15 protein-coding genes are annotated in these 18,797 nt (G+C 65.5%); 9 read left to right on the top strand and 6 right to left on the bottom strand.

Features of this window, described 5'->3' with window-relative positions; translation table 11 throughout:
• A complete protein-coding gene (plsY, locus tag DRF71_RS17945) occupies positions 1-651 on the top strand; it encodes a glycerol-3-phosphate 1-O-acyltransferase PlsY (RefSeq protein ID WP_112311893.1) in 651 nt (216 codons plus the stop codon).
• A gap of 6 nt (positions 652-657) precedes the next feature.
• Entirely contained in the window at positions 658-1,197 is a 540-nt protein-coding gene (locus DRF71_RS17940; RefSeq protein WP_112311892.1) for an NYN domain-containing protein, read from the top strand.
• On the opposite strand, the gene DRF71_RS17935 is transcribed toward DRF71_RS17940, so the two are convergent.
• The 3 genes from DRF71_RS17935 to DRF71_RS17925 all read right to left on the bottom strand — a co-directional run bounded on the left by DRF71_RS17935 (position 1,191) and on the right by DRF71_RS17925 (position 3,914).
• Entirely contained in the window at positions 1,191-2,537 is a 1,347-nt protein-coding gene (locus tag DRF71_RS17935; protein ID WP_112311891.1) for a glutamate--cysteine ligase, read from the bottom strand. The two genes, DRF71_RS17940 and DRF71_RS17935, sit on opposite strands and share 7 nt — an antisense overlap.
• Positions 2,538-2,646: 109 nt before the next feature.
• The gene (locus DRF71_RS17930) at positions 2,647-3,192 is read right to left on the bottom strand and encodes a hypothetical protein (RefSeq protein WP_112311890.1); all 546 of its coding nucleotides are present in this window, start codon (positions 3,190-3,192) and stop codon (positions 2,647-2,649) included.
• Entirely contained in the window at positions 3,189-3,914 is a 726-nt protein-coding gene (locus DRF71_RS17925) for a 16S rRNA (uracil(1498)-N(3))-methyltransferase (RefSeq protein WP_112311889.1), read from the bottom strand. Before DRF71_RS17925 ends, DRF71_RS17930 begins: the two co-directional genes overlap by 4 nt.
• A 123-nt stretch (positions 3,915-4,037) precedes the next feature.
• Between DRF71_RS17925 and ubiA the strand changes: the two genes are divergently transcribed.
• The 5 genes from ubiA to DRF71_RS17900 all read left to right on the top strand — a co-directional run bounded on the left by ubiA (position 4,038) and on the right by DRF71_RS17900 (position 10,255).
• Positions 4,038-4,985 carry a 4-hydroxybenzoate octaprenyltransferase gene (gene ubiA / locus DRF71_RS17920; RefSeq protein ID WP_232831590.1) on the top strand — a complete coding sequence of 316 codons (948 nt, stop codon included), beginning with the start codon at positions 4,038-4,040 and terminating at the stop codon, positions 4,983-4,985.
• A gap of 99 nt (positions 4,986-5,084) precedes the next feature.
• Complete coding sequence (locus DRF71_RS17915) at positions 5,085-7,292, top strand: OmpA family protein (protein ID WP_112311887.1); 2,208 nt, start codon at positions 5,085-5,087, stop codon at positions 7,290-7,292.
• Between the two features lie 87 nt (positions 7,293-7,379).
• The gene (locus tag DRF71_RS17910; RefSeq protein ID WP_112311886.1) at positions 7,380-7,709 is read left to right on the top strand and encodes a hypothetical protein; all 330 of its coding nucleotides are present in this window, start codon (positions 7,380-7,382) and stop codon (positions 7,707-7,709) included.
• 229 nt (positions 7,710-7,938) lie between these two features.
• Positions 7,939-9,417: an NAD-dependent succinate-semialdehyde dehydrogenase gene (locus DRF71_RS17905; RefSeq protein WP_112311885.1), complete on the top strand. Its 1,479-nt coding sequence runs from the start codon at positions 7,939-7,941 to the stop codon at positions 9,415-9,417.
• 319 nt (positions 9,418-9,736) lie between these two features.
• On the top strand, positions 9,737-10,255 hold the full coding sequence (locus DRF71_RS17900) for a peptidoglycan-binding domain-containing protein (protein WP_157971148.1): 519 nt from the start codon (positions 9,737-9,739) through the stop codon (positions 10,253-10,255).
• Positions 10,256-10,454: 199 nt separating this feature from the next.
• Here DRF71_RS17900 and DRF71_RS17895 read toward each other — a convergent pair whose 3' ends face one another.
• The gene (locus DRF71_RS17895; protein ID WP_112311883.1) at positions 10,455-12,476 is read right to left on the bottom strand and encodes a DUF3857 domain-containing protein; all 2,022 of its coding nucleotides are present in this window, start codon (positions 12,474-12,476) and stop codon (positions 10,455-10,457) included.
• A 198-nt stretch (positions 12,477-12,674) separates the two neighbouring features.
• On the opposite strand from DRF71_RS17895, the gene DRF71_RS17890 reads away from it, so the two are divergent.
• Complete coding sequence (locus DRF71_RS17890; RefSeq protein WP_112312146.1) at positions 12,675-13,214, top strand: RNA polymerase sigma factor; 540 nt, start codon at positions 12,675-12,677, stop codon at positions 13,212-13,214.
• Positions 13,211-15,340 (top strand): vWA domain-containing protein, encoded by a 2,130-nt coding sequence (locus tag DRF71_RS17885; protein ID WP_112311882.1) that lies wholly within the window; start codon positions 13,211-13,213, stop codon positions 15,338-15,340. Before DRF71_RS17890 ends, DRF71_RS17885 begins: the two co-directional genes overlap by 4 nt.
• Positions 15,341-15,404: 64 nt before the next feature.
• On the opposite strand, the gene dacB is transcribed toward DRF71_RS17885, so the two are convergent.
• Both dacB and betC read right to left on the bottom strand, forming a co-directional pair.
• On the bottom strand, positions 15,405-16,853 hold the full coding sequence (gene dacB / locus DRF71_RS17880) for a D-alanyl-D-alanine carboxypeptidase/D-alanyl-D-alanine endopeptidase (protein ID WP_112311881.1): 1,449 nt from the start codon (positions 16,851-16,853) through the stop codon (positions 15,405-15,407).
• A 190-nt stretch (positions 16,854-17,043) separates the two neighbouring features.
• On the bottom strand, positions 17,044-18,549 hold the full coding sequence (gene betC / locus DRF71_RS17875) for a choline-sulfatase (protein ID WP_112311880.1): 1,506 nt from the start codon (positions 18,547-18,549) through the stop codon (positions 17,044-17,046).
• Positions 18,550-18,797: the final 248 nt, after the last annotated feature.

Raw genomic sequence — 18,797 nt, 5'->3', positions numbered from 1 at the left:
ATGCCGGATTTCGTAACCGCGCGCGAGACGCTGATCCTGGTGGCCGTGCTGGCCTATTTGCTGGGATCGGTGCCTTTTGGCGTCCTGATCACCAGGGCGATGGGTCTGGGTGACCTGCGCCGGATCGGCTCGGGGAATATTGGTGCGACCAATGTGCTGAGGACGGGCAATAAGGGCGCGGCGATTGCGACCCTGTTGCTGGATGGTGGCAAGGGTGCGGTGGCGGTCTTGCTGGCGCGGTGGTGGGCCGGGGCGGAAGACGCTGCCCAGATCGCGGCGCTGGCGGCCTTTCTGGGCCATCTCTTCCCGGTCTGGAGCGGGTTCAGGGGGGGCAAAGGCGTCGCGACCTTTCTTGGCATCCTGCTGGCTCTGGCCTGGCCTGTCGGGGTTGCGGCCTGCCTGAGCTGGCTTGTCGGCGCGTTCGTGACCCGGATGTCCTCGGCGGCGGCGCTGATCGCGGCGGCGCTGACACCTGTTTGGGTGTTGCTGACCGGCGTGCAGGATGTGCCGGGCTGGATGGCCGCGCCGGGTGCCGGGCGGATGCTGATCCTTGTCGTGACCCTGACGGTGCTGATCTATATCCGCCACAGCGCCAATCTGGCGCGGATCAAGGCAGGGACAGAGCCGAAGATCGGGGAAAAGAAGGCCTGATCCGCAATGGCTGAGCTTGCCCTTGCGGCGATTGCCGTCCTGGTGCTGCTGTCCTGGCTCTTGCTGGCCATTGCCGGGGTCAGGCGGCTAAGGCAGCGGCAAAGGCCGCTTGCGGTGCTGGATGGCTCCAATGTGATGCATTGGAAGGATGGCAAGCCGCAGATCGACACCGTGATCGGGGTGCTGCGGCTGCTGGACCGGCTGGGCTATGAAAGCGGCGTGGTGTTTGATGCCAATGCAGGTTACCTGCTGGCGGATCGCTATATGAACGCCGATGAGTTCCGCAAGCAGCTTGGTCTGACCGGCAGCCGGGTTCTTGTCGTGCCCAAGGGCGAACAGGCCGACCCGTTCCTGCTGCGCTTTGCCAGCAAAAGCAATGCGGTGATCGTCAGCAATGACCGCTTTCGCGACCGTATCGCCGATTTCCCGCTGATGGCAGGCCCGGGCCGGCTGGTCCGGGGCGGCTGCCGACAGGACGGGCTCTGGCTTGACCTGCCCGCCGCTGCAAACCCGGCCAGAAAACCGGGCCGGCGGGCGGCTCAGTAGCTTGCCGCCTCATAGACCGGCGCGAGGCTGCCGGCCCAGTCGCCATGATAAAGCTCCAGCCAGCGGTCGGCCTGCACCCGGCCCGCTTTCAGGCTGGTGACCAGCGGCGCGAGGTAGGCCTCTTCGCCATATCCGCGCGACGCCAGACCGGCCTGCGACAGCGACAGCGCCGCACGCGCCAGATCGGCAAGCTTCACCCCATTCGCCTCGCCCTGCAGCGCCGCGACCGAGGCCTGGACCCTCAGCCCCTCGCGCGTCTCTGCGTCGATATTCCTGACCAGCTCCCAGGCGGCATCAAGCGCGGTCTCGTCATAGGTCAGGCCGGTCCAGAAGGCCGGCAGCGCGATCAGATGCGCCCGGTCACCGCAATCGGCGCCGCGCATCTCGATATATTTCTTGACCCGCGCCTCGGGGAACACGGTGGTCAGATGGTCGGCCCAGTCGGAGAGTGTCGGCTTTTCTCCCGGCAGCGCCGGCAGTTTGCCCGCAAGGAAATCGCGGAACGACTGGCCAAGCGCGTTGATGTATTTGCCGTCGCGATAGACGAAATACATCGGCACATCGAGCACCCAGTCGACATAGGCCTGGAAGCCCATGCCTTCGTCAAAGACGAAAGGCAGCATGCCGGTGCGGCTGTCATCCAGCCCGCGCCAGATGCGCGAGCGCCAGGACTTATGCCCGTTCAGCTTGCCGTCGAAGAAGGGCGAAGAGGCGAACAATGCCGTCGCCACCGGCTGCAAAGCCAGCGCCACGCGCAGCTTTTTGACCATGTCGGATTCCGACGCGTAGTCGAGGTTCACCTGCACCGTCGAGGTGCGATACATCATCTGCGTGCCATGGGTGCCGACGCGGCCCATGTAATCGGTCATCAGCCGGTAGCGGCCTTTCGGCATCACCGGCATCTGGTCATGCGTCCATTCCGGCGCCGCCCCGATTCCCATGAAGCGCACGCCCATGCCCCCGGTCACCGCAGCCACTTCGGCCAGGTGATTATCCAGCTCGGCCGCGGTCTCCTGGATGGTCAGCACCGGCGCGCCGGAGAGTTCAAACTGGCCGCCCGGCTCAAGGCTGATATTGGCGCCATTGCGGGTCAGGCCAATCACATTCTCGCCCTCGACCACCGCTTCCCAGCCGAAACGGGCTTCAAGCCCTGCGAAAATCGCGGAAATCGAGCGCGGGCCGGCATAGGGCAGCGGCGCTCTGGTATCGGTCAGCCAGCCGAATTTCTCGTGCTCGGTGCCGATGCGCCAGTCGGTTTTCGGCTTGCAACCGCTTTCCAGCAAAGCCGCGAGCTGGTCAAAGCTCTCGATCGGGCCGCCTCCGGACTGGGGTATCGACATGGGGCTGGCTCCGGCTTCGCTGTCATCAGGTCTCAGGCGACATGACCTGTCCTGCCGCGAGGGATATTGTCAAGCCCACCGGATGCACAGAACCCGTGACGGCGGTGCGTCAGACCGGCCTGATGCCGCTGCCCGGCCGCGTCCAGACCAGGTGCTCGCTATGGCCGGTGGCGGGCAGAGTGCTGCCCGGTGGCGCCTCGCGCGCATCCAGCGCCGCGACCAGATCCGAGGCGCTGAGCCCGGGCAGGCTGGCAAAGGCATCGACCAGATCGCCGGCCCCTGCCGAATCGAGCGGCACGATCAGCCGCGCGCCGGAAAGGTCGCGCATCTGCCACAGCCGGCGCCCGCGCAGGGTGACCAGTTTCAGCTCGGAAAGGTCATTGAGGCTGATCTCGCCCCCCATCACCGGATGGAGGAATCGGATGCGGCCCTCATCGACCTCAATCAGACCGGGCGCCGAAGGATCGGCCTGAAAGCGCATCCGGCGCCAGCCATTGACCGCCCATCCAAGGCCAAGCGCGATCACCGCAAGGCCCGGCAATTGCCACACAAGCGTGCCGCCGGAAAAAATCCAGCCACCGAAAAGAACCAGCGCCAGCCCTTCGGTCACGCCCTGCCAGCGGCGGAAACCGGCGACCACCTCGGGGCGGATCATGCCCAATCCCCGAATTGCTTTTGCCACAAAGCCACCGCCGCCAGCGCGGCGGTTTCCGCCCGCAGGATGCGCGGGCCAAGCGCTACCGGCGTAACAAAAGAGAGGCTGTCGAGCCAGGCGCGTTCCTCGGGCGTGAAGCCGCCCTCTGGCCCGATCAGGATCGCCGCCGGTTCGCCAGGCGCGCCAGGCCAGCGGCTGTCCGCCCCCGCCCGCCCCTCATCGGCCCAGTAAAGCCGGCGGGCCGGATCCCAGGCGGAGAGCAGGCGGTCCAGCGGCTGCACCTCCTGGATCCCGGGCACAGAGGTCGCGCCGCATTGCTCGGCAGCTTCGACCGCATGGGCCTCTTGCTTGTCGAGCCTGAGCCGTTCGGCATTCATCCGCCGGGTCGAGACCGGCAAAAGCTGCGCCACCCCCAGCTCCACCGCTTTTTCTACGATGAAACTGGTGCGTTCCTTTTTGACCGGGGTGAACAAAAGCCACAGGTCAGGCGGGAAATCCTGGTCGCGCGTCTGTGTCTCGCAGACCAGCACACCACGGCGCTTACCCGCCTCGGCCACCCGGGCCAGCCATTCGCCGTCCCGACCGTTGAAGAGGTGCACTTCGGCGCCCGGCCCCAGCCGCATCACGGCAAAAAGGTAATTCGCGGCGCCCTCGGTCACGGCGACGGCTTGCCCCCCGCCCAGGGGCTGATCTACATGAAGTCTGACTTTCGGCCCTGCCATGGAGGCGAAACTATGGCGCCCACAGAGAGAACGCCAGAGGGAAGCGACGCGCCGGAGGGGGAGAAGACCCTCTCGCCGGTCGAGGCGGCACGGCTTGCCGATCAGCTGGAGGCCACCGCGCGCATGGTCAGTGCGGGCCAGGTGGCCGATGCGCCGCGGGGCAACTGGGTTGACCGGCTGGCGCCGCCCCGGGCGCGGCCCTTTCTGCGGCTTTCCCGGGCCGACCGCCCGATCGGGACCTGGCTTTTATGGATCCCCTGCCTCTGGGCGCTGGCGCTGGCCGCCAATGACGGGGCGGGCTTTGGCTGGTGGGATCTGTGGCTGGTGGCCTCGTCAGGGGTCGGAGCCTTCCTGATGCGCGGCGCCGGCTGCACCTGGAATGACATCACCGACCGCGATTTCGACGCCTCGGTCGCGCGGACGAGATCGCGCCCGCTGCCGTCGGGCCAGGTGACGGTGAAGGGCGCGGTGATCTGGATGGCGGTGCAGACGCTGATCGCGGCGCTGATCCTTTTGACCTATAACCGGCTGGCGATCACGCTGGGCATCGCCTCGCTGGCGCTGGTGGTGATCTACCCATTTGCGAAACGCTTCACCTGGTGGCCGCAGGTGTTTCTGGGCCTTGCCTTCAACTGGGGGGCGCTGCTTCTCTGGGCCGCGCATTCCGGCACCGTGCCGGTCGCAGCGGTGCTTTTATGGCTGTCGGGCATCGCCTGGACCCTGTTCTACGACACCATCTATGCCCATCAGGACAAGGAAGACGACGCGCTGATCGGGGTGAAATCCACCGCGCGGCTGTTTGCCGGCCGCACCGGTCAGTGGCTGGCCGGTTTCCTTGCGATTTCGGTGCTTCTGTTCGCCGGTGCCGTGATCCTTGCCATCCCCGGCAGCCGCGGGCTCTGGCCGCTTCTCATGGCGCTTTGCGGCATCTGGGCCTTTGGGCTGCATCTCTTCTGGCAGCTGCGGCACCTGGATGCCGATGATCCCGCCACCTGCCTGCGGCTCTTTCTGGCGAACCGCGATGCCGGGCTGATCCCTGTGCTGTTTCTTGCCGCAGCCGCCTTCCTCTGATTGATCCCTGCCGCCTGAGGGCCTAGGTAGAGGAACGATCCCGAAGCCCCGGTTTCCCGGCTGCGGAATCGCACCGTTCCGCAATTCCCGGGTCCTCCTTTGCCGAAACGCCTGCTCACCCTGCCCCGCGCCGTCCTCGGTGCCCTTGCCTTCGCACTTGCCGGGCTTTTGATGATCGGCATCGCCTTTTGCACGGTGCTGGTGATCGAGAACCGCACTGAGACCGTGCTGGGAGAGGGTCTGACTGAATCGCGGATGGACTGGGTCAGCGTCGCGACCGACGGGATGCAGGTCGCGCTGACCGGCACCGCACCCAATGAGGCAGCGCGGTTCCGGGCGCTGAACCTGGTGGGGAGCCTCGTCGATGCCTCGCGGATCCGCGACGGGCTTGAGGTCGCGCCGACCACCGCCATCGAGGCGCCGCGCTTCTCGGTCGAGATGCTGAGAAACGATGACGGGATTCAGCTGATCGGCCTGATCCCCGCGATTATCGAAGAGGGCGCGCTGGATGCCGATGGCCTTGTGGCGGCGGCCAATGGCTTTACCGCCGAAGACAGCCCGCCCGCCAATATGCTGCAAACCGCCAACTGGCCGGCGCCCGAGAGCTGGGATGCCTCGCTGCGCTTTGGGCTGGATGCGCTGTCCTTGCTGAAACGCTCGAAAATCTCGGTCTCGGCGGGTGAGGTGCGGGTGACCGCCATTGCCGACAGCCCGGCCGAGAAGCGGCGTTTCGAGGCCGAACTGAGCAAGCGCAAGCCGGCCTCGGTCCGGCTGGATGCCGCGATTTCGGCGCCGCGCCCGGTGATCACCCCCTTCACCCTGCGCTTTGTGATCGATGGCAGCGGCGCGCGGTTCGATGCCTGCTCGGCCGATACCGAACGCGCCCGCAGTCTGATCCTCGCCGCCGCCGGCGCCGCCGGAATGGAGGGGCCGGCGATCTGCACCGTGGGCCTTGGCACACCCACCCCGCGCTGGTCCGAAGCGGCGGCGCTGGCGATCCGCACCCTTGGCGCCATGGGCCAGGGCAGCGTGACCTTCTCGGATGCCGATATCACCTTTGAGGCCGGCGAAGGCGTCACCCAGGCCGGATTCGACAATGCGCTTGGCGATCTGCGCGCCGCTCTGCCGGATGTGTTTTCGCTGCAACCGGTGCCGCCCGCGACCGAGACCCTGATCCGCGGCCCCGAGGAATTCACCGCCCGCCTCCAGGCCGGCGGCCGGGCCGAGCTGCGCGGGCGCCTTGTCGATGAGGTGCAGCAAGCGGCGGTCGATGCCTATGCGCGGGCCTCTTTCGGTGCGGCCAATGTCTATGTGGCGACGCTTCTGGACCCGAACCTGCCCGATGGCTGGCCGACCCGGGTGCTGGCCGGGCTCGAATCGCTGTCCATGCTGAGCGAGGGCACTCTGGTCGTGCGCGCCGATACGGTCGAGCTGCGCGGCGTGACCGGCAGCCAGGATGCGCGCGCCGGCATCACCCGGATCCTGTCGTCGAAACTGGGCCAGGGGCAGAATTTCCGCGTCGAGGTCACCTATGACAAAAAGCGCGACCCGCTGGCGGCGCTGCCCACTCCTGCGGAATGCGCGGCGGATGTGGCGGCGATCATGGTGAAGGCGAAAATCGCCTTCACGCCCGGATCGGCCGAGATCGCCTCCGAGGCCGGACCGGTGCTGAACGAGATCGCCGAAGTGCTGAAACGCTGCCCGGCACTTGCGATGGAGATCGCGGGCCATACCGATTCCCAGGGGTCGGAAAGCGGCAATGCGGCGCTGAGCCAGGCCCGGGCCGAGGCGGTGATGATGGCGCTGCAGGGGCGCCGCGTGGATATCTCGAATATGACGGCGGTGGGTTATGGTGAAAGCACCCCCATCGCCGATAATGCGACAGAGGCCGGCCGCGAGGCCAACCGGCGCATCGAGTTCCGGCTGACCGGCGAGGTGACACCCACGCCGCCGGCCGGGACCGCCGCAGAGGCCAGCCCGGTCGCCACTCCGCAAAGCGCCAGCGCAGAGCCCACGACAGAAGCCGCGCCGGGCTCCGCCGCCGCGCCTCTGGACAGTGGCTCTGAGCCCGGCGATGAGATGGATGACGTCGTTCTGGGCTCAATCGACCCCGATGAGGCTGATGGTCAGGGCGAAGAGCCCATCGCGGCCGAAACGGCACCGGCAACACCAGCCCCTGCCGCAGGAACCGCAGCCCCGCCGCCTTCCGATGGGGCGGCCACGATCCTCTACCCCTATGACGGCCCCTCGCTTGCCCCTGAAGACCAGACCATCCGCCCCAGAACCCGCCCGGCCAGTGCCGACTGACCAACCGGAAGAATGGCCACCGGAAGAATGACAATTGCCGTTTGCGCCGTAAGGGCGGCGCCGGCAGGACGAGGAAAGAAGATCTGAATGAACCGGACAGAATTCATAATCGCCACATCGGTCATCCTGCTGCTCGCCTTCGGGCTTGGCTGGTTCTGCCACTGGCTGCTGCACCGTTTCTCGCGCAATGCCGGCGATGATCTGAGCGAGCTCGAACGGCTGGCGCAGTCGCTGCATGAAACCGAAGAAATGCGCGATCAGGCCATCGTCTGGCTCGAAAGCCGTGAGGCCGAGCTGGGCAACCAGATCAGCCAGACCGAAGCGGAGTTGCGCGCCGCGATGGAAGGCCTGCGCGAGGCCCGCCAGGAGGCCGAAGAAATGCGCGCCTATATCGAACGGATGCATGCGAACAGCTGATCCCACCGCCTCTGGCCCGTGCCGGATGCCTCCGGCGGGAGTATTTGGGTCAAGAGGAAGACGGCATTTCCCCTGACTGAAATACTCCCCGCGGAGCGGCCCGGCAGCCTGGGAAGATGCCGCCAGCCCTGTCTCGATTCATGCGGCAACTGGACTGGTCACAAGCATATAACTGGACAAGTGGCCTTACGGATGCCACCTCAGGGAAAACCCATCTGCGGAGGTTCCCATGCTTGATTCCGTCACCAATCTGCGCTCGCTTCTGAAAGACCCCTCGCTTCTGGTCGAAAAGGCCTGGGTCGCCGGTGCCTGGATCGACGCCGATGATGGCTCGAGTTTCGAGGTGATCAATCCGGCGCGCGGCGATGTTATTGCCCGCGTCCCCAATCTGGGCCGCGCCGAGACCGCCCGCGCCATTGCAGCAGCCGAAAAGGGTCAGAAGGCCTGGGCCGCGCGCACCGGAAAAGAGCGCAGCCAGATCCTCAGGAAATGGTTCGATCTGATGATGGCGAACCAGGACGACCTGGGCACCATCCTCACCGCCGAAATGGGCAAACCCCTGGCCGAGGCCAAGGGCGAAATCGCTTACGGCGCTTCCTTCATCGAATGGTTTGCCGAGGAGGCGAAGCGGGTTTACGGCGAGACCATTCCCGGCCACCAGCCCGATAAGCGCATCACGGTGATCAAGCAACCGATCGGCGTTGTCGCCTCGATCACGCCCTGGAACTTCCCGAACGCGATGATCACCCGCAAATGTGGACCTGCGCTGGCCGTAGGCTGCGCCTTCGTCGCCCGTCCAGCCGCCGAGACGCCGCTTTCCGCGCTGGCCATTGCGGTTCTGGCCGAACGTGCCGGCATCCCGGGCGACGTCTTCTCGGTCATCACCTCGAAGCGCTCCTCGGATATCGGCAAGGAGTTCTGCGAGAACCCCATCGTGCGCAAGCTGACCTTCACCGGCTCGACCGAAGTGGGGCGGATCCTGCTGCGCCAGGCGGCAGATCAGGTGATGAAATGCTCGATGGAGCTGGGCGGCAATGCGCCCTTCATCGTGTTCGATGATGCCGATCTCGACAAGGCGGTCGAAGGCGCGATGCTGTCGAAGTTCCGCAATAACGGCCAGACCTGCGTTTGTGCGAACCGGATCTATGTCCAGGCCGGCGTCTATGACAGCTTTGCCGAGAAACTCGCCCAGGCCGTCGCGAAGACCAAAGTGGGCGACGGGCTCTCCGAGCCGGTGCAGTTCGGGCCGCTGGTCAATGTGGCTGCGGTGGAAAAGGTCGAGGAGCATATCGCAGATGCCACCTCCAAAGGCGCCGTGGTGGCGCTTGGCGGCAAGCGGCATCCGCTGGGTGGATCCTTCTTCCAGCCGACGATTCTCACCAATGTGAAGCCGGATATGCTGGTGACCACCGAGGAGACCTTTGGCCCGCTGGCGCCGCTCTTCCGGTTTGAAACCGAGGAAGAGGTCGTTGCGATGGCGAATGATACCATTTTCGGCCTCGCCTCTTACTTCTACTCGCGCGATATCGGACGGATCACCCGGGTCCAGGAGGCGCTGGAATATGGCATTGTTGGTGTCAATACCGGGCTGATCTCGACCGCCGAGGCACCGTTTGGCGGTGTCAAACAATCGGGGCTGGGCCGCGAAGGCAGCCATCACGGCACCGAAGACTATCTGGAAATGAAATATATCTGCCTGAGCCTGTGATGGGGGCAGACGGGGGGCCGCCTGCCCCCCGGGCCCGCAAGCGGGCCTCCCCCCGGGGATATTTAAGGACAGGAGAAAGCGGATTTCATCTGTCTCTAAATATCCTCAGGGGGTGAATGAGCCGCAAGGCTCAGAGGGGGCGCGAGCGCCCCCTTTTTCTTTGCCCGCTAACCCCCTGAAATAACGCCTGCTATCTGATATCAACCGGGCGTTTTTGCCTGGCATGGCGCTTCCTCCCAGATTTGCCTCATCGCGTTCCGAACCGGTCTTCTGCCGATCCTGTTCCGGAACGCTGGCTCACTCCAGGAAAGGAACCGCCATGCTGCCCGCATCCCGCTCCACCACGATCCGCACTGGTAAATTCCGCACCGGCGCTGTTGCCGCTCTGGCGGCCGCTTCGGTCGCTCTGTCCTCGATGCCCGCTCTGGCCTGGGGCAAGAAGGAGCAGGGTTTCGTCGCCGGCGTCGCCACCGCGATCGTCATCGACCAGCTGATCCAGAACGGCCAGCACCGCAAAGAGCGTCAGCCGCGCTATTATGAAGAGCCGCGCTATTACGAGCCGGCGCCGGTCTATCGTGAGACCCGCCGCAGCACCAAGAGCTACAGCTCGGTCTATTCGACCCCGGCCGCCCAGGCGTTCAACACCTATAGTCTCAGCGAACGCAAGGCGATCCAGCGCCAGCTGCGTCGCGCCGGTTATTACCAAGGCGGCATCGACGGTGTATTCGGCAATGGCACCTATAATGCGGTGGCTTCCTGGGCGCGCGATACCGGTGCCGGCGGCAATCTGAGGACCACCGGTGGCGCCTTTGCCGTCTATGACGGGCTGCTGTTCTGAACCGGCTCTGATCGCCCCCGGCCCTCCGGGCGGGCGACACTGACAGGCGGACCAGAAATGGCAGGCGCTCCGGCCGGTATAGCCCCCCGACCGACAGGCGCGCCGCAAACCATAAGACCATATGCGGCCGCCCGCCCCTTCATCCCGCCGGATGAAGGGGTTTTGCCTTTACAGCCGGCGCAAAGCCCGGTGCCTGCCGTCAGTCGAGATCATAGGTGAACCAGGTTGTCTCATTGACGATCTGCGCGTCATCGAGCACCTGCGGCAGATCGGCCAGCGCAATATCGGTGGCGCGGGCAAGGAAATCCCATTCCACCACCAGCCGGCCCGGCCCCGGCGCCGAGCCCTGCAGCGCGTAACGGAAGGCCGCATTGTCCAGCGTGACCGCCTGGGGCGGCTGCAACAGGCCAAAGCGGCCCGTCACCTCGGTGCGATGCCGGTACTGGCCAGGGGAAAGCCCGATCATCGGGAATTTGCGCGGGACCGCCTTCAGCTGCACTGCGCCGCCCTGGGGCAGATCGGCGGCGAAATCCTCGGCCGCGACCGGAAAGCCGACCAGCAGCCCCCCCTCCCGGAGCGCGGCGGATGAAAGGAAATAGCGCTCATGCAGCATCACCACATTGTTCAGCGGCTCATCCGTGAAATCGGGCTCGCGGATCATCACCATACCGGGGAACACGATCTGGTAATAGCTGTGCAGCTCGGACGAGATCTCTTCGATCCCGTATTCGCTGTTGCGGTAGCGCAGATCATCGGCGGCTTCCCCACGATGTTCCGAGACCACATCAAGGAACAGCCCCGCCGGCGTGATGCGCCAGCTTTCCTTCACATCGGTCGCCCAGATCGCGGCGGGATCGGTGTTCATCGCCTCGGGCACCAGCGTCCCGGCGGTCAGCGGCAGTGCAAAGCCGAAATCGGGCGGGCTGGCTGCCTCCAGCCGGGCCTCTTGCGGCATCGCAGACGGGTCGAGCCACCAGACCCTCCCCTCCAGCTGCACCCGCACCAGCGGCTTGTCGAGAAACATCATCGAAGGGGGCAGCCGATCCAGCGCGCGGCCGTAATCATAGCCCGACAGCGCGACATCGGCCTCAAAGCCCAGCCGGCGCAGCAGGGTGCGCAGCAAGAGCGCCTTTTCCGAAGGGGCACCCGCGGATTTTTCCACCACCAGAGCCGGCGGCGTCATCATCCCCTGCCCCGCGACAAACGGGGCGCCGCTGTCCGAGATCTCGCTCTGAACCATGCGCAGTGCCGCCGCGATCTCGCGGGTCGAGAGCGCCCCGCCCTCCTCCGGACGCAGCGCATCCAGCCGTGCCTCCCAGGCGCCAAGCGGCCAGTCGGCGGTGTAATGCGGCGCCAGCGCGGTCACGATATGGCCCCAGTCCGGCCCGGCGCTCAGCCGCAGCGTGGTGAATTCATCGACCCAGGCCGGCACCAGTTCCACCGGCATCATCGGGGGCGCGTCGAAAGACTGGAATTCATGGCGGGTGCCGCCGCCAGGGCGCGGCCCGCTGATCCGCGTCACGCTGTCGGGCAGCGGCGGATAGGAAAGCGCCCAGCCCTCGGGCCAGTTCACCACCGCCCGCGCCAGGGTGACACGACCCTCGAACCCCAGCTGCGCCACCGCCTCGCGCTCCAGCTCCGGCAGGCCCGAGACCGAGCGGCGCAGGACAGAGAAATCCAGCACATCGCCGGGGCGCAGCTCAAAGACATTCAGCAGGACAAAACGCTGCTGATCCCCCTGCGCCGGATCCTCGCTGGCATTGAAGCTTTCCATCACCAGCTGCGGCGTGCCCGCGAGTTGCCGCTCCTCGCCATCGCGCCAGAGCGAAACCCCGGTCAGCGCCAAATCCTCGTTGGTGGTGAAATAGCTGAAAATCTGCACCCCGGCCTCGACCGCGCCTTCCGGCGTGGTGATCTCGATCACCTGACGTTCCCAGATCTGCCGCTGGCCGTCGGGCCAGGCGAATTGCACATCGCGGAGGAGGTGACGCAGCCCGTCATCCTCGCCGCTGCCAAGGCCGGAAAGCGTCGTGATTTCGGGCAGGTAATCAACCCAGTCCGGCACCGGCACCATCTGGGGCACCGTCTGGGGCACCGTCTGGGGCACCGTCTGGGGCACCGTCTGGGGCCTTGTATCCTCGGCCAGGGCGGGCAAGGCGGATTGCAGCGCCGCAAAGAGGTACAGAATCAGGGCGAGTGCGAAACTGGCGACGCGGCACATTGGGCTCTCCGGAGGGCAAGGCGGGAAAGGGGAAACCCGGGGCGCCAGGCCCCCGCCGGCCCGCCGCCGCGCCGAGCCTGCGGGAAACGCGTCGCAGCCACAAGTCGGCAAACCCCTGGCGGAAGGCGGGCGGGTGCAAAAAATTCCAACCGCCTCCAGGGATTGCCAGCCGGGCTGCGTCTCATTAGCACCATGCTGATGGATACGCCCGACGAGACCCTTGCCAGTGCTGCGGCCGATGGTGACCGCGCGGCCTTTGCAACCCTGGTTGCACGGCATTATGACCGGATTTTCGGCCTTGCCTGGCGGCTCAGCGGCAACCGGTCGGATGCCGAGGATCTGGCCCAGGACATCTGTGCCGCTTTGCCGGTAAAACTCCGTCACTGGCGGGCCGAGGCGCGCTTCACCACCTGGCTTTACCGTGTCGTGGTCAATGCCGCCCATGATCAGCGCCGCCGCCAGGCCACCCGCTCAAAGGCAGCAGAGGGCTGGGGCGACTGGGAACTGGCGCGCCAGGATGAGATCGAAACCGGGCGCGAGGCCGAGGCCTGGTTGCATCAGGCGATGGCGCAGCTTTCGCCGGAACTGCGCGATACCGTCGCCCTGGTCCTCGGCGAAGAGCTGACCCAGGCTCAGGCCGGCGAAGTGCTGGGCGTGACCGAGGGCACCATCAGCTGGCGAATGTCTGAGGTGAAAAAACGGCTGCGCGTGATCGCAGCGAGAGAGGTCGGACAATGACCGATGACCTGAACGATCTGCGCGCCGCTCTGAAAAGCGCCCCCGCCTCTGACCCCGAAGCCCGCGCCCGCGCGCTGGCATTGGCGATGGAAAATTTCGACCGGATCCAGGGATCGGCGGATCAGTCGCGTCACAAGGAAGACCGCCCGGGGGCAGATACGCCCCGGAGGGCGGGCTTCTTTGGCGGAGTGCGACAGATGATGAACTTTCTTACCGCAAAGCCGGCGCTGCTGGCGACGACTTCGGCGGCGGCGCTGGTGGTCGGCCTGGCGTTTGTGCTGCCTTTGGGCACTATTCCGGGGATCGGCCAGGGCTCGCAGGAGGATATGCGCGAGTCGAACCTGACCGGCGAATGGGTCACGACCAACCCCGCGCCGGCAGAACCGGCAGCGCCGGCGGCTGGTGCGGCGGATGAACCCGCGAACACCGCTATGGGCACCGCAGCCACGCCGAAACCCGCTCCGGAGGCTGCGGCAAAGGTTGCTGCCGATGAGGTTCCTGGCCTGAATTCATCCGTCAGACCAGCGTCCCGGCCAGAAAATCCGGAATCACAGGCACCGGTGCGGAAGGCGACAGAAGCCGCCGGCGGTGATAAGGCTGAATATGCAGCGGACATCTCCGGTGATGTGATTGTATCGGAGGCCCCTCCGCTGCCGATGAATGATGCACGTCTGCGGGTCTCGAACGGCATCATGCCCGCCGGGGATATGACCTATCTTCCCGCCCCCGCCCCTTCGACCGAAGACTATGCCAATGCGGCGGCCAATCCGGTCAAGGTGACCGCCGAAGAGCCGGTCTCGACCTTCTCGACCGATATCGACACCGCCTCCTGGTCGGTGATCCGCTCGACGCTGAATGCAGGTCTGCTGCCCGCGCCCGAACAGGTGCGGGTCGAGGAGATGGTGAATTATTTCCCCTATAGCTATGCCGCGCCCGAGGCAGGCGAGGCCTTCGCCACCACGGTCTCGGTGATGCCGACGCCATGGAATCCGGAGACGCGTCTGGTCAGCATCGGCCTGCAAGGCGCGCTGCCAGAAATCGCCAACCGCCCGGCCCTGAACCTCGTTTTCCTCGTCGATACCTCCGGCTCGATGCAGGATATGAACAAGCTGCCCTTGTTGAAACAGTCGCTTGCGCTGATGCTGCCCGAGCTGCGCCCCGAGGATCAGGTCGCCATCGTCGCCTATGCCGGTTCCGCCGGCACCGTGCTGGAGCCGACCCCTGCGGGCGAGCGTGACAAGATCCTGAACGCGCTGGACGGGCTGTCGGCGGGCGGTTCGACAGCCGGGGCCGAGGGGCTGGAACTCGCCTATCAGCTGGCCGCGAAAATGGCGGGGGATGGTGAGGTCAGCCGCATCCTGCTGGCCACCGATGGCGATTTCAACGTCGGTGTTTCCGACCCCGAAGGGCTGGAGGCCTATGTCGCGAAGAAACGCGCCGGCGGCACTTATCTGTCAGTGCTGGGGTTTGGGCGCGGCAACCTGGATGATGCCACGATGCAGGCGCTGGCGCAGAACGGCAATGGCACGGCCTCTTACATCGACAGCCTGTCCGAGGCGCGAAAAGTGCTGGTTGACCAGCTGACCGGGGCGCTTTTCCCCATCGCGGATGATGTAAAAGTGCAAGTCGAGTGGAACCCGGCCCAGGTCGCGGAATACCGGCTGATCGGCTATGAGACCCGGGCGCTGGCGCGCGAGGATTTCAACAATGATAAGGTCGATGCCGGAGAGATAGGCGCCGGGCTTCAGGTCACGGCGATCTATGAGGTCACAGCACCAGGCTCGGCCGGGCTGAAAAACGACCCGCTGCGCTATGGCGAGGCAGCGGCAGCAGGGGATGTCAACAGCGAGCTGGGCTTCCTGCGGCTGCGCTGGAAAGAGCCGGGGGAAAGCGTCTCGAAGCTGAAAGAAACCCCGATCACCGGCACGGAACCCGCCTCGGATGAGACCCGTTTCGCCGCCGCGATGGCCGGTTTCGGTCAGCTGTTGCAGGGCTCGGTCTATACCGGCGACTGGGGCTGGCAAGAGGCGATCGACCTCGCTCTGGCCTCGCGCGGCAGCGATCCTTACGGCTATCGGATCGAGGCGGTGAACCTGATGCGGCTGGCACAGAGCCTCTCGAAGTAAGCACGGCGCGAACGTGAAAGGCGCGGGGCCTGCCCCGCGCCTTTCACGTTAAAGTACTGATATTTCAGGCGTAAAGAGAGGCCCAGCGGGAGATCAGCTGCCCCTGCAGCTTGCGCGAACGGCGGATCCAGGCCTCGGCCCCGGGCGGATTTTCCCGCGCGGCGACCGGTACCGCATCGCGTCGCGCCGTGTCGCCGGTAAAGATCGCGAAGACCATCTCGCGCCCGCCAGGCGGCGTGATATAGCCTGCCAGCGCCGAGACGAAGTTCAGCGTACCGGATTTCGCCATCACCTTGACCGGGTGACCCTTGATCACCTTGCCCTCACTGTCCTTCATGCCGACATCGCGCAGGATCGGCTTCAGCCCGCGCCCGTCTCGCTGCGCCCGGACCAACAGCTGCCCCATATCCCGGGCAGAGATCCGCGATGCACCGCCGAGGCCGGAATGATCGGCGAAACTTGCGGCAATGCCAAAGCTCTGCCGCGCCCAGGCGGTCATCTCGCGGCCCGATGCCGCAATCGAGCCTGCCCCCGAAGCGCTGAGCCCCGAACATTCGGCGGTGATATTGGTCGACCAGCGCAGCATCTCGCGCAGGACCTCGGGCAGCGACTGGCTCTCGACCCGGGCCAGCTCATCGCCGCGCGGCAGGGCCGCGACCGCCTGGCCCTCGGGCAGAGTCACACCCTGGGCCTTTGCCAGTGTGCGGAACACCTCGGCAGTGTAAAGCCCGGTCAGCCGCACCGGCAGCCAGCGCGAGCCCCCCTTGCCAAGCGCACCGGAGGCAACCGTCCAGTCCTCGCGCGCGGCGCCGCCTTTATAGGTGTATAAAGGTGTCTCGCGGCTGGCGACCTTCATTCCCACCATCGAGACTTTGGGCACAAAGCGCTCGCCCCGTGCATCAATCGCGACCGTCCAGTCAGCCCCCGCCTTTTTCCATTCGAAATGGACGCGGTTGAAATTCAGGTTCAGCCCGGACAGCGCCGGGTTATAGCCGACCTGCTCGGGCTGGTCCCCGGCGATATGCGCGGCATAGGGCAGCGCGCCCTCCCAGTAGAGGAAGCGCCCCGAGACCCCCCTGACGCCGCGTTTCGCCAGCCGTGCGGCCAGATCGCCCAGCTGATCGGTCTGAAGCGTCGCATCGCCGCCGCCCGCCAGCACCAGATCACCCTGAACCACACCACCCTGCACCGGGCCTGTGGCCAGGATTCGCGTCGCAAAGCGCCGCCCTGCCCCAAGCTTTTCCAGCGCGTAAAGCGCGGTCACTGCCTTGGTTACCGAGGCCGGCGGCAAGGCCGCATCGGCATCGTGATCCTCAAGCACCGCGCCCGTCGCGGCATCCATCAGCACGAAGCCGACCGCCCCGGTCAGATCGGCGGCGCGGATCAGCGCCCCCGCATCATTCGTCACAGAGGATTTACGGCTTTGCGTGGGCGTATCATCGCCCCTGACCTTGGGCCGGGGCGAGGAATTCATCACCTGACCGCAGGCTGGCAGCGCCGCACTGGCGAGCATTGCCGCAAGCAATCCTCGTCTTGAAATCCCGCGTCCTGACGTCAAGGCCCGATTCCCCCGGTTATCCTGAGCGTGTTTACCTTATCCGGCGCGGCTCTCCCACCCGCCGGAATTCGCTCAGCTGATAACAGCATAGTGAAGAAATCCTGAAAACCGGCGCGGGCCTATGGAAATCCGGATGCAGGGAAGATCACTCGCCGCGCGGGAAGCGCTTCGATTCTTCCAGCACGTTCAGATCCATATGGTTGCGCATGTACCGTTCAGACGCAGCGCGGAGCGGCTGGTGATCCCAGGGGAACCAGGCGCCGTTGCGCAAGGCTTCATAAACCACCCAGCGCCGGGCCTGGCTTTCGCGCACCTCGGAATCATAGGCGGCGAGATCCCAGCGCCTGTCGGCCTCTGCCCGAAACCAGGTGAGCACCTCGACCGCGCGCGGGTCTTCCGCAAGATTGCGGCGCTCGCCCGGATCATGGGCGAGGTCATAGAGCTGCTCGGGATCAGCCATGCAGCGGATATATTTCCAGGCGCCCTCGCGCAGGCAGACCAGCGGCGTGACCGAGCCCTCGGCCGCGTATTCCATCGCCACCGGCCCGCGCGGCGCCCCCGTCGCGACAGGCAGAAGATCAACTCCGGCGGTCCAGGGCATCACCTCAGACATGTCGATGCCGGCAATCGCGCAAAGGGTCGGTGTCACGTCGATGGTCGAGACCGGGGTTTCCACGAGGCCAGGCGCCAGACCAGGTGCTGCCAGCATCAGCGGTACCCGGGCCGAACCCTCGAAGAAGTTCATTTTGAACCAGAGGCCACGTTCCCCCAGCATATCGCCATGGTCCGAGACGAAGAGCACCACCGCCTCCTGGCGGGTCGTCTCAAGCACCGCGAGAATCTCGCCAATCTTGTCGTCGATGTAAGAGATATTGGCGAAATAGCCCTGACGGGCGCGGCGGATATGGTCGGGCGTGATGTCAAAGGCGCGGAAGTCGCAGGCCTCCATCAGCCGCTGTGAGTGCGGATCCATCTGGTTGAAGGGGATCGGCGCCGGCGGCTCGCATTCCGGGGCACCCTCATAGCGATCCCAATATTTGCGACGCGCCACATAGGGGTCATGCGGATGGGTGAAAGAGACCGTCAACGCCCAGGGGCGGGCATCGCCGCCGCGCGAGAGGTCGTAAAGCTTCTGCACCGCCTGGAAGGCGACATCATCGTCATATTCCAGCTGGTTGGTGATTTCCGCCACCCCTGCCCCGGTGACGGAGCCGAGATTGTGATACCACCAGTCGATTCGCTCGCCCGGTTTGCGATAATCCGGGGTCCAGCCGAAATCGGCAGGATAGATGTCGGTGGTCAGGCGTTCCTCGAACCCGTGCATCTGATCGGGGCCGACGAAATGCATCTTGCCGGAAAGCGCGGTCTGATAGCCGGCGCGGCGCAGGTGATGGGCATAGGTCGGGATATCCGAGGTGAACTCGGCCGCATTGTCATAGACCCGGGTGCGGCGTGGCAGCTGTCCCGACATGAACGACGCCCGCCCCGGCGCACAAAGCGGGCTGCCGGTATAGCTGTTCGCGAATCTCACAGACCGTGCCGCCAGTTTCTTCAGATTGGGCGCATGAAGGAAGTCGGCCGGGCCATCGGGGAAGAATGTGCCATTGAGCTGATCAACCATCAGGATCAGGATATTCGGACGCCGGCTCATCTTCGCTCCCCTGCAAGACCGTGGTGTTTGCGCGTTTTGGTGCCGGGAGATCCGGCACTGCGCAAGACGGTTTCACCGATCACACCGCCCGGATTACGTTCTCAGACACAGACCTGCCGCTTTCAGGCTGTTTTTTGCAAAAATCGTCGATTTACTCGGTCTTCACACGCTCCCTTCGAAAGGCAGCTATGGATCACCCCGGGCAGGACAGTATCACGACAATCCAACGGGTCGGATCACCCGCCATG

Source organism: Pseudogemmobacter bohemicus (assembly GCF_003290025.1).
Lineage (GTDB): Bacteria > Pseudomonadota > Alphaproteobacteria > Rhodobacterales > Rhodobacteraceae > Pseudogemmobacter > Pseudogemmobacter bohemicus.
The sequence above is the reverse complement of the archived record's forward strand: the minus strand, read 5'-3'. Positions and strand labels throughout refer to the sequence as shown.

Bases quoted from the DNA above. Each gene is read 5' to 3' on its own strand.
- plsY (WP_112311893.1), top strand. From the start codon at position 1: ATGCCGGATTTCGTAACCGCGCGCGAGACGCTGATCCTGGTGGCCGTG.
- DRF71_RS17940 (WP_112311892.1), top strand. From the start codon at position 658: ATGGCTGAGCTTGCCCTTGCGGCGATTGCCGTCCTGGTGCTGCTGTCC.
- DRF71_RS17935 (WP_112311891.1), bottom strand. From the start codon at position 2,537: ATGTCGATACCCCAGTCCGGAGGCGGCCCGATCGAGAGCTTTGACCAG.
- DRF71_RS17930 (WP_112311890.1), bottom strand. From the start codon at position 3,192: ATGATCCGCCCCGAGGTGGTCGCCGGTTTCCGCCGCTGGCAGGGCGTG.
- DRF71_RS17925 (WP_112311889.1), bottom strand. From the start codon at position 3,914: ATGGCAGGGCCGAAAGTCAGACTTCATGTAGATCAGCCCCTGGGCGGG.
- ubiA (WP_232831590.1), top strand. From the start codon at position 4,038: ATGGTCAGTGCGGGCCAGGTGGCCGATGCGCCGCGGGGCAACTGGGTT.
- DRF71_RS17910 (WP_112311886.1), top strand. From the start codon at position 7,380: ATGAACCGGACAGAATTCATAATCGCCACATCGGTCATCCTGCTGCTC.
- DRF71_RS17905 (WP_112311885.1), top strand. From the start codon at position 7,939: ATGCTTGATTCCGTCACCAATCTGCGCTCGCTTCTGAAAGACCCCTCG.
- DRF71_RS17900 (WP_157971148.1), top strand. From the start codon at position 9,737: ATGCTGCCCGCATCCCGCTCCACCACGATCCGCACTGGTAAATTCCGC.
- DRF71_RS17895 (WP_112311883.1), bottom strand. From the start codon at position 12,476: ATGTGCCGCGTCGCCAGTTTCGCACTCGCCCTGATTCTGTACCTCTTT.
- DRF71_RS17890 (WP_112312146.1), top strand. From the start codon at position 12,675: ATGGATACGCCCGACGAGACCCTTGCCAGTGCTGCGGCCGATGGTGAC.
- DRF71_RS17885 (WP_112311882.1), top strand. From the start codon at position 13,211: ATGACCGATGACCTGAACGATCTGCGCGCCGCTCTGAAAAGCGCCCCC.
- dacB (WP_112311881.1), bottom strand. From the start codon at position 16,853: ATGCTCGCCAGTGCGGCGCTGCCAGCCTGCGGTCAGGTGATGAATTCC.
- betC (WP_112311880.1), bottom strand. From the start codon at position 18,549: ATGAGCCGGCGTCCGAATATCCTGATCCTGATGGTTGATCAGCTCAAT.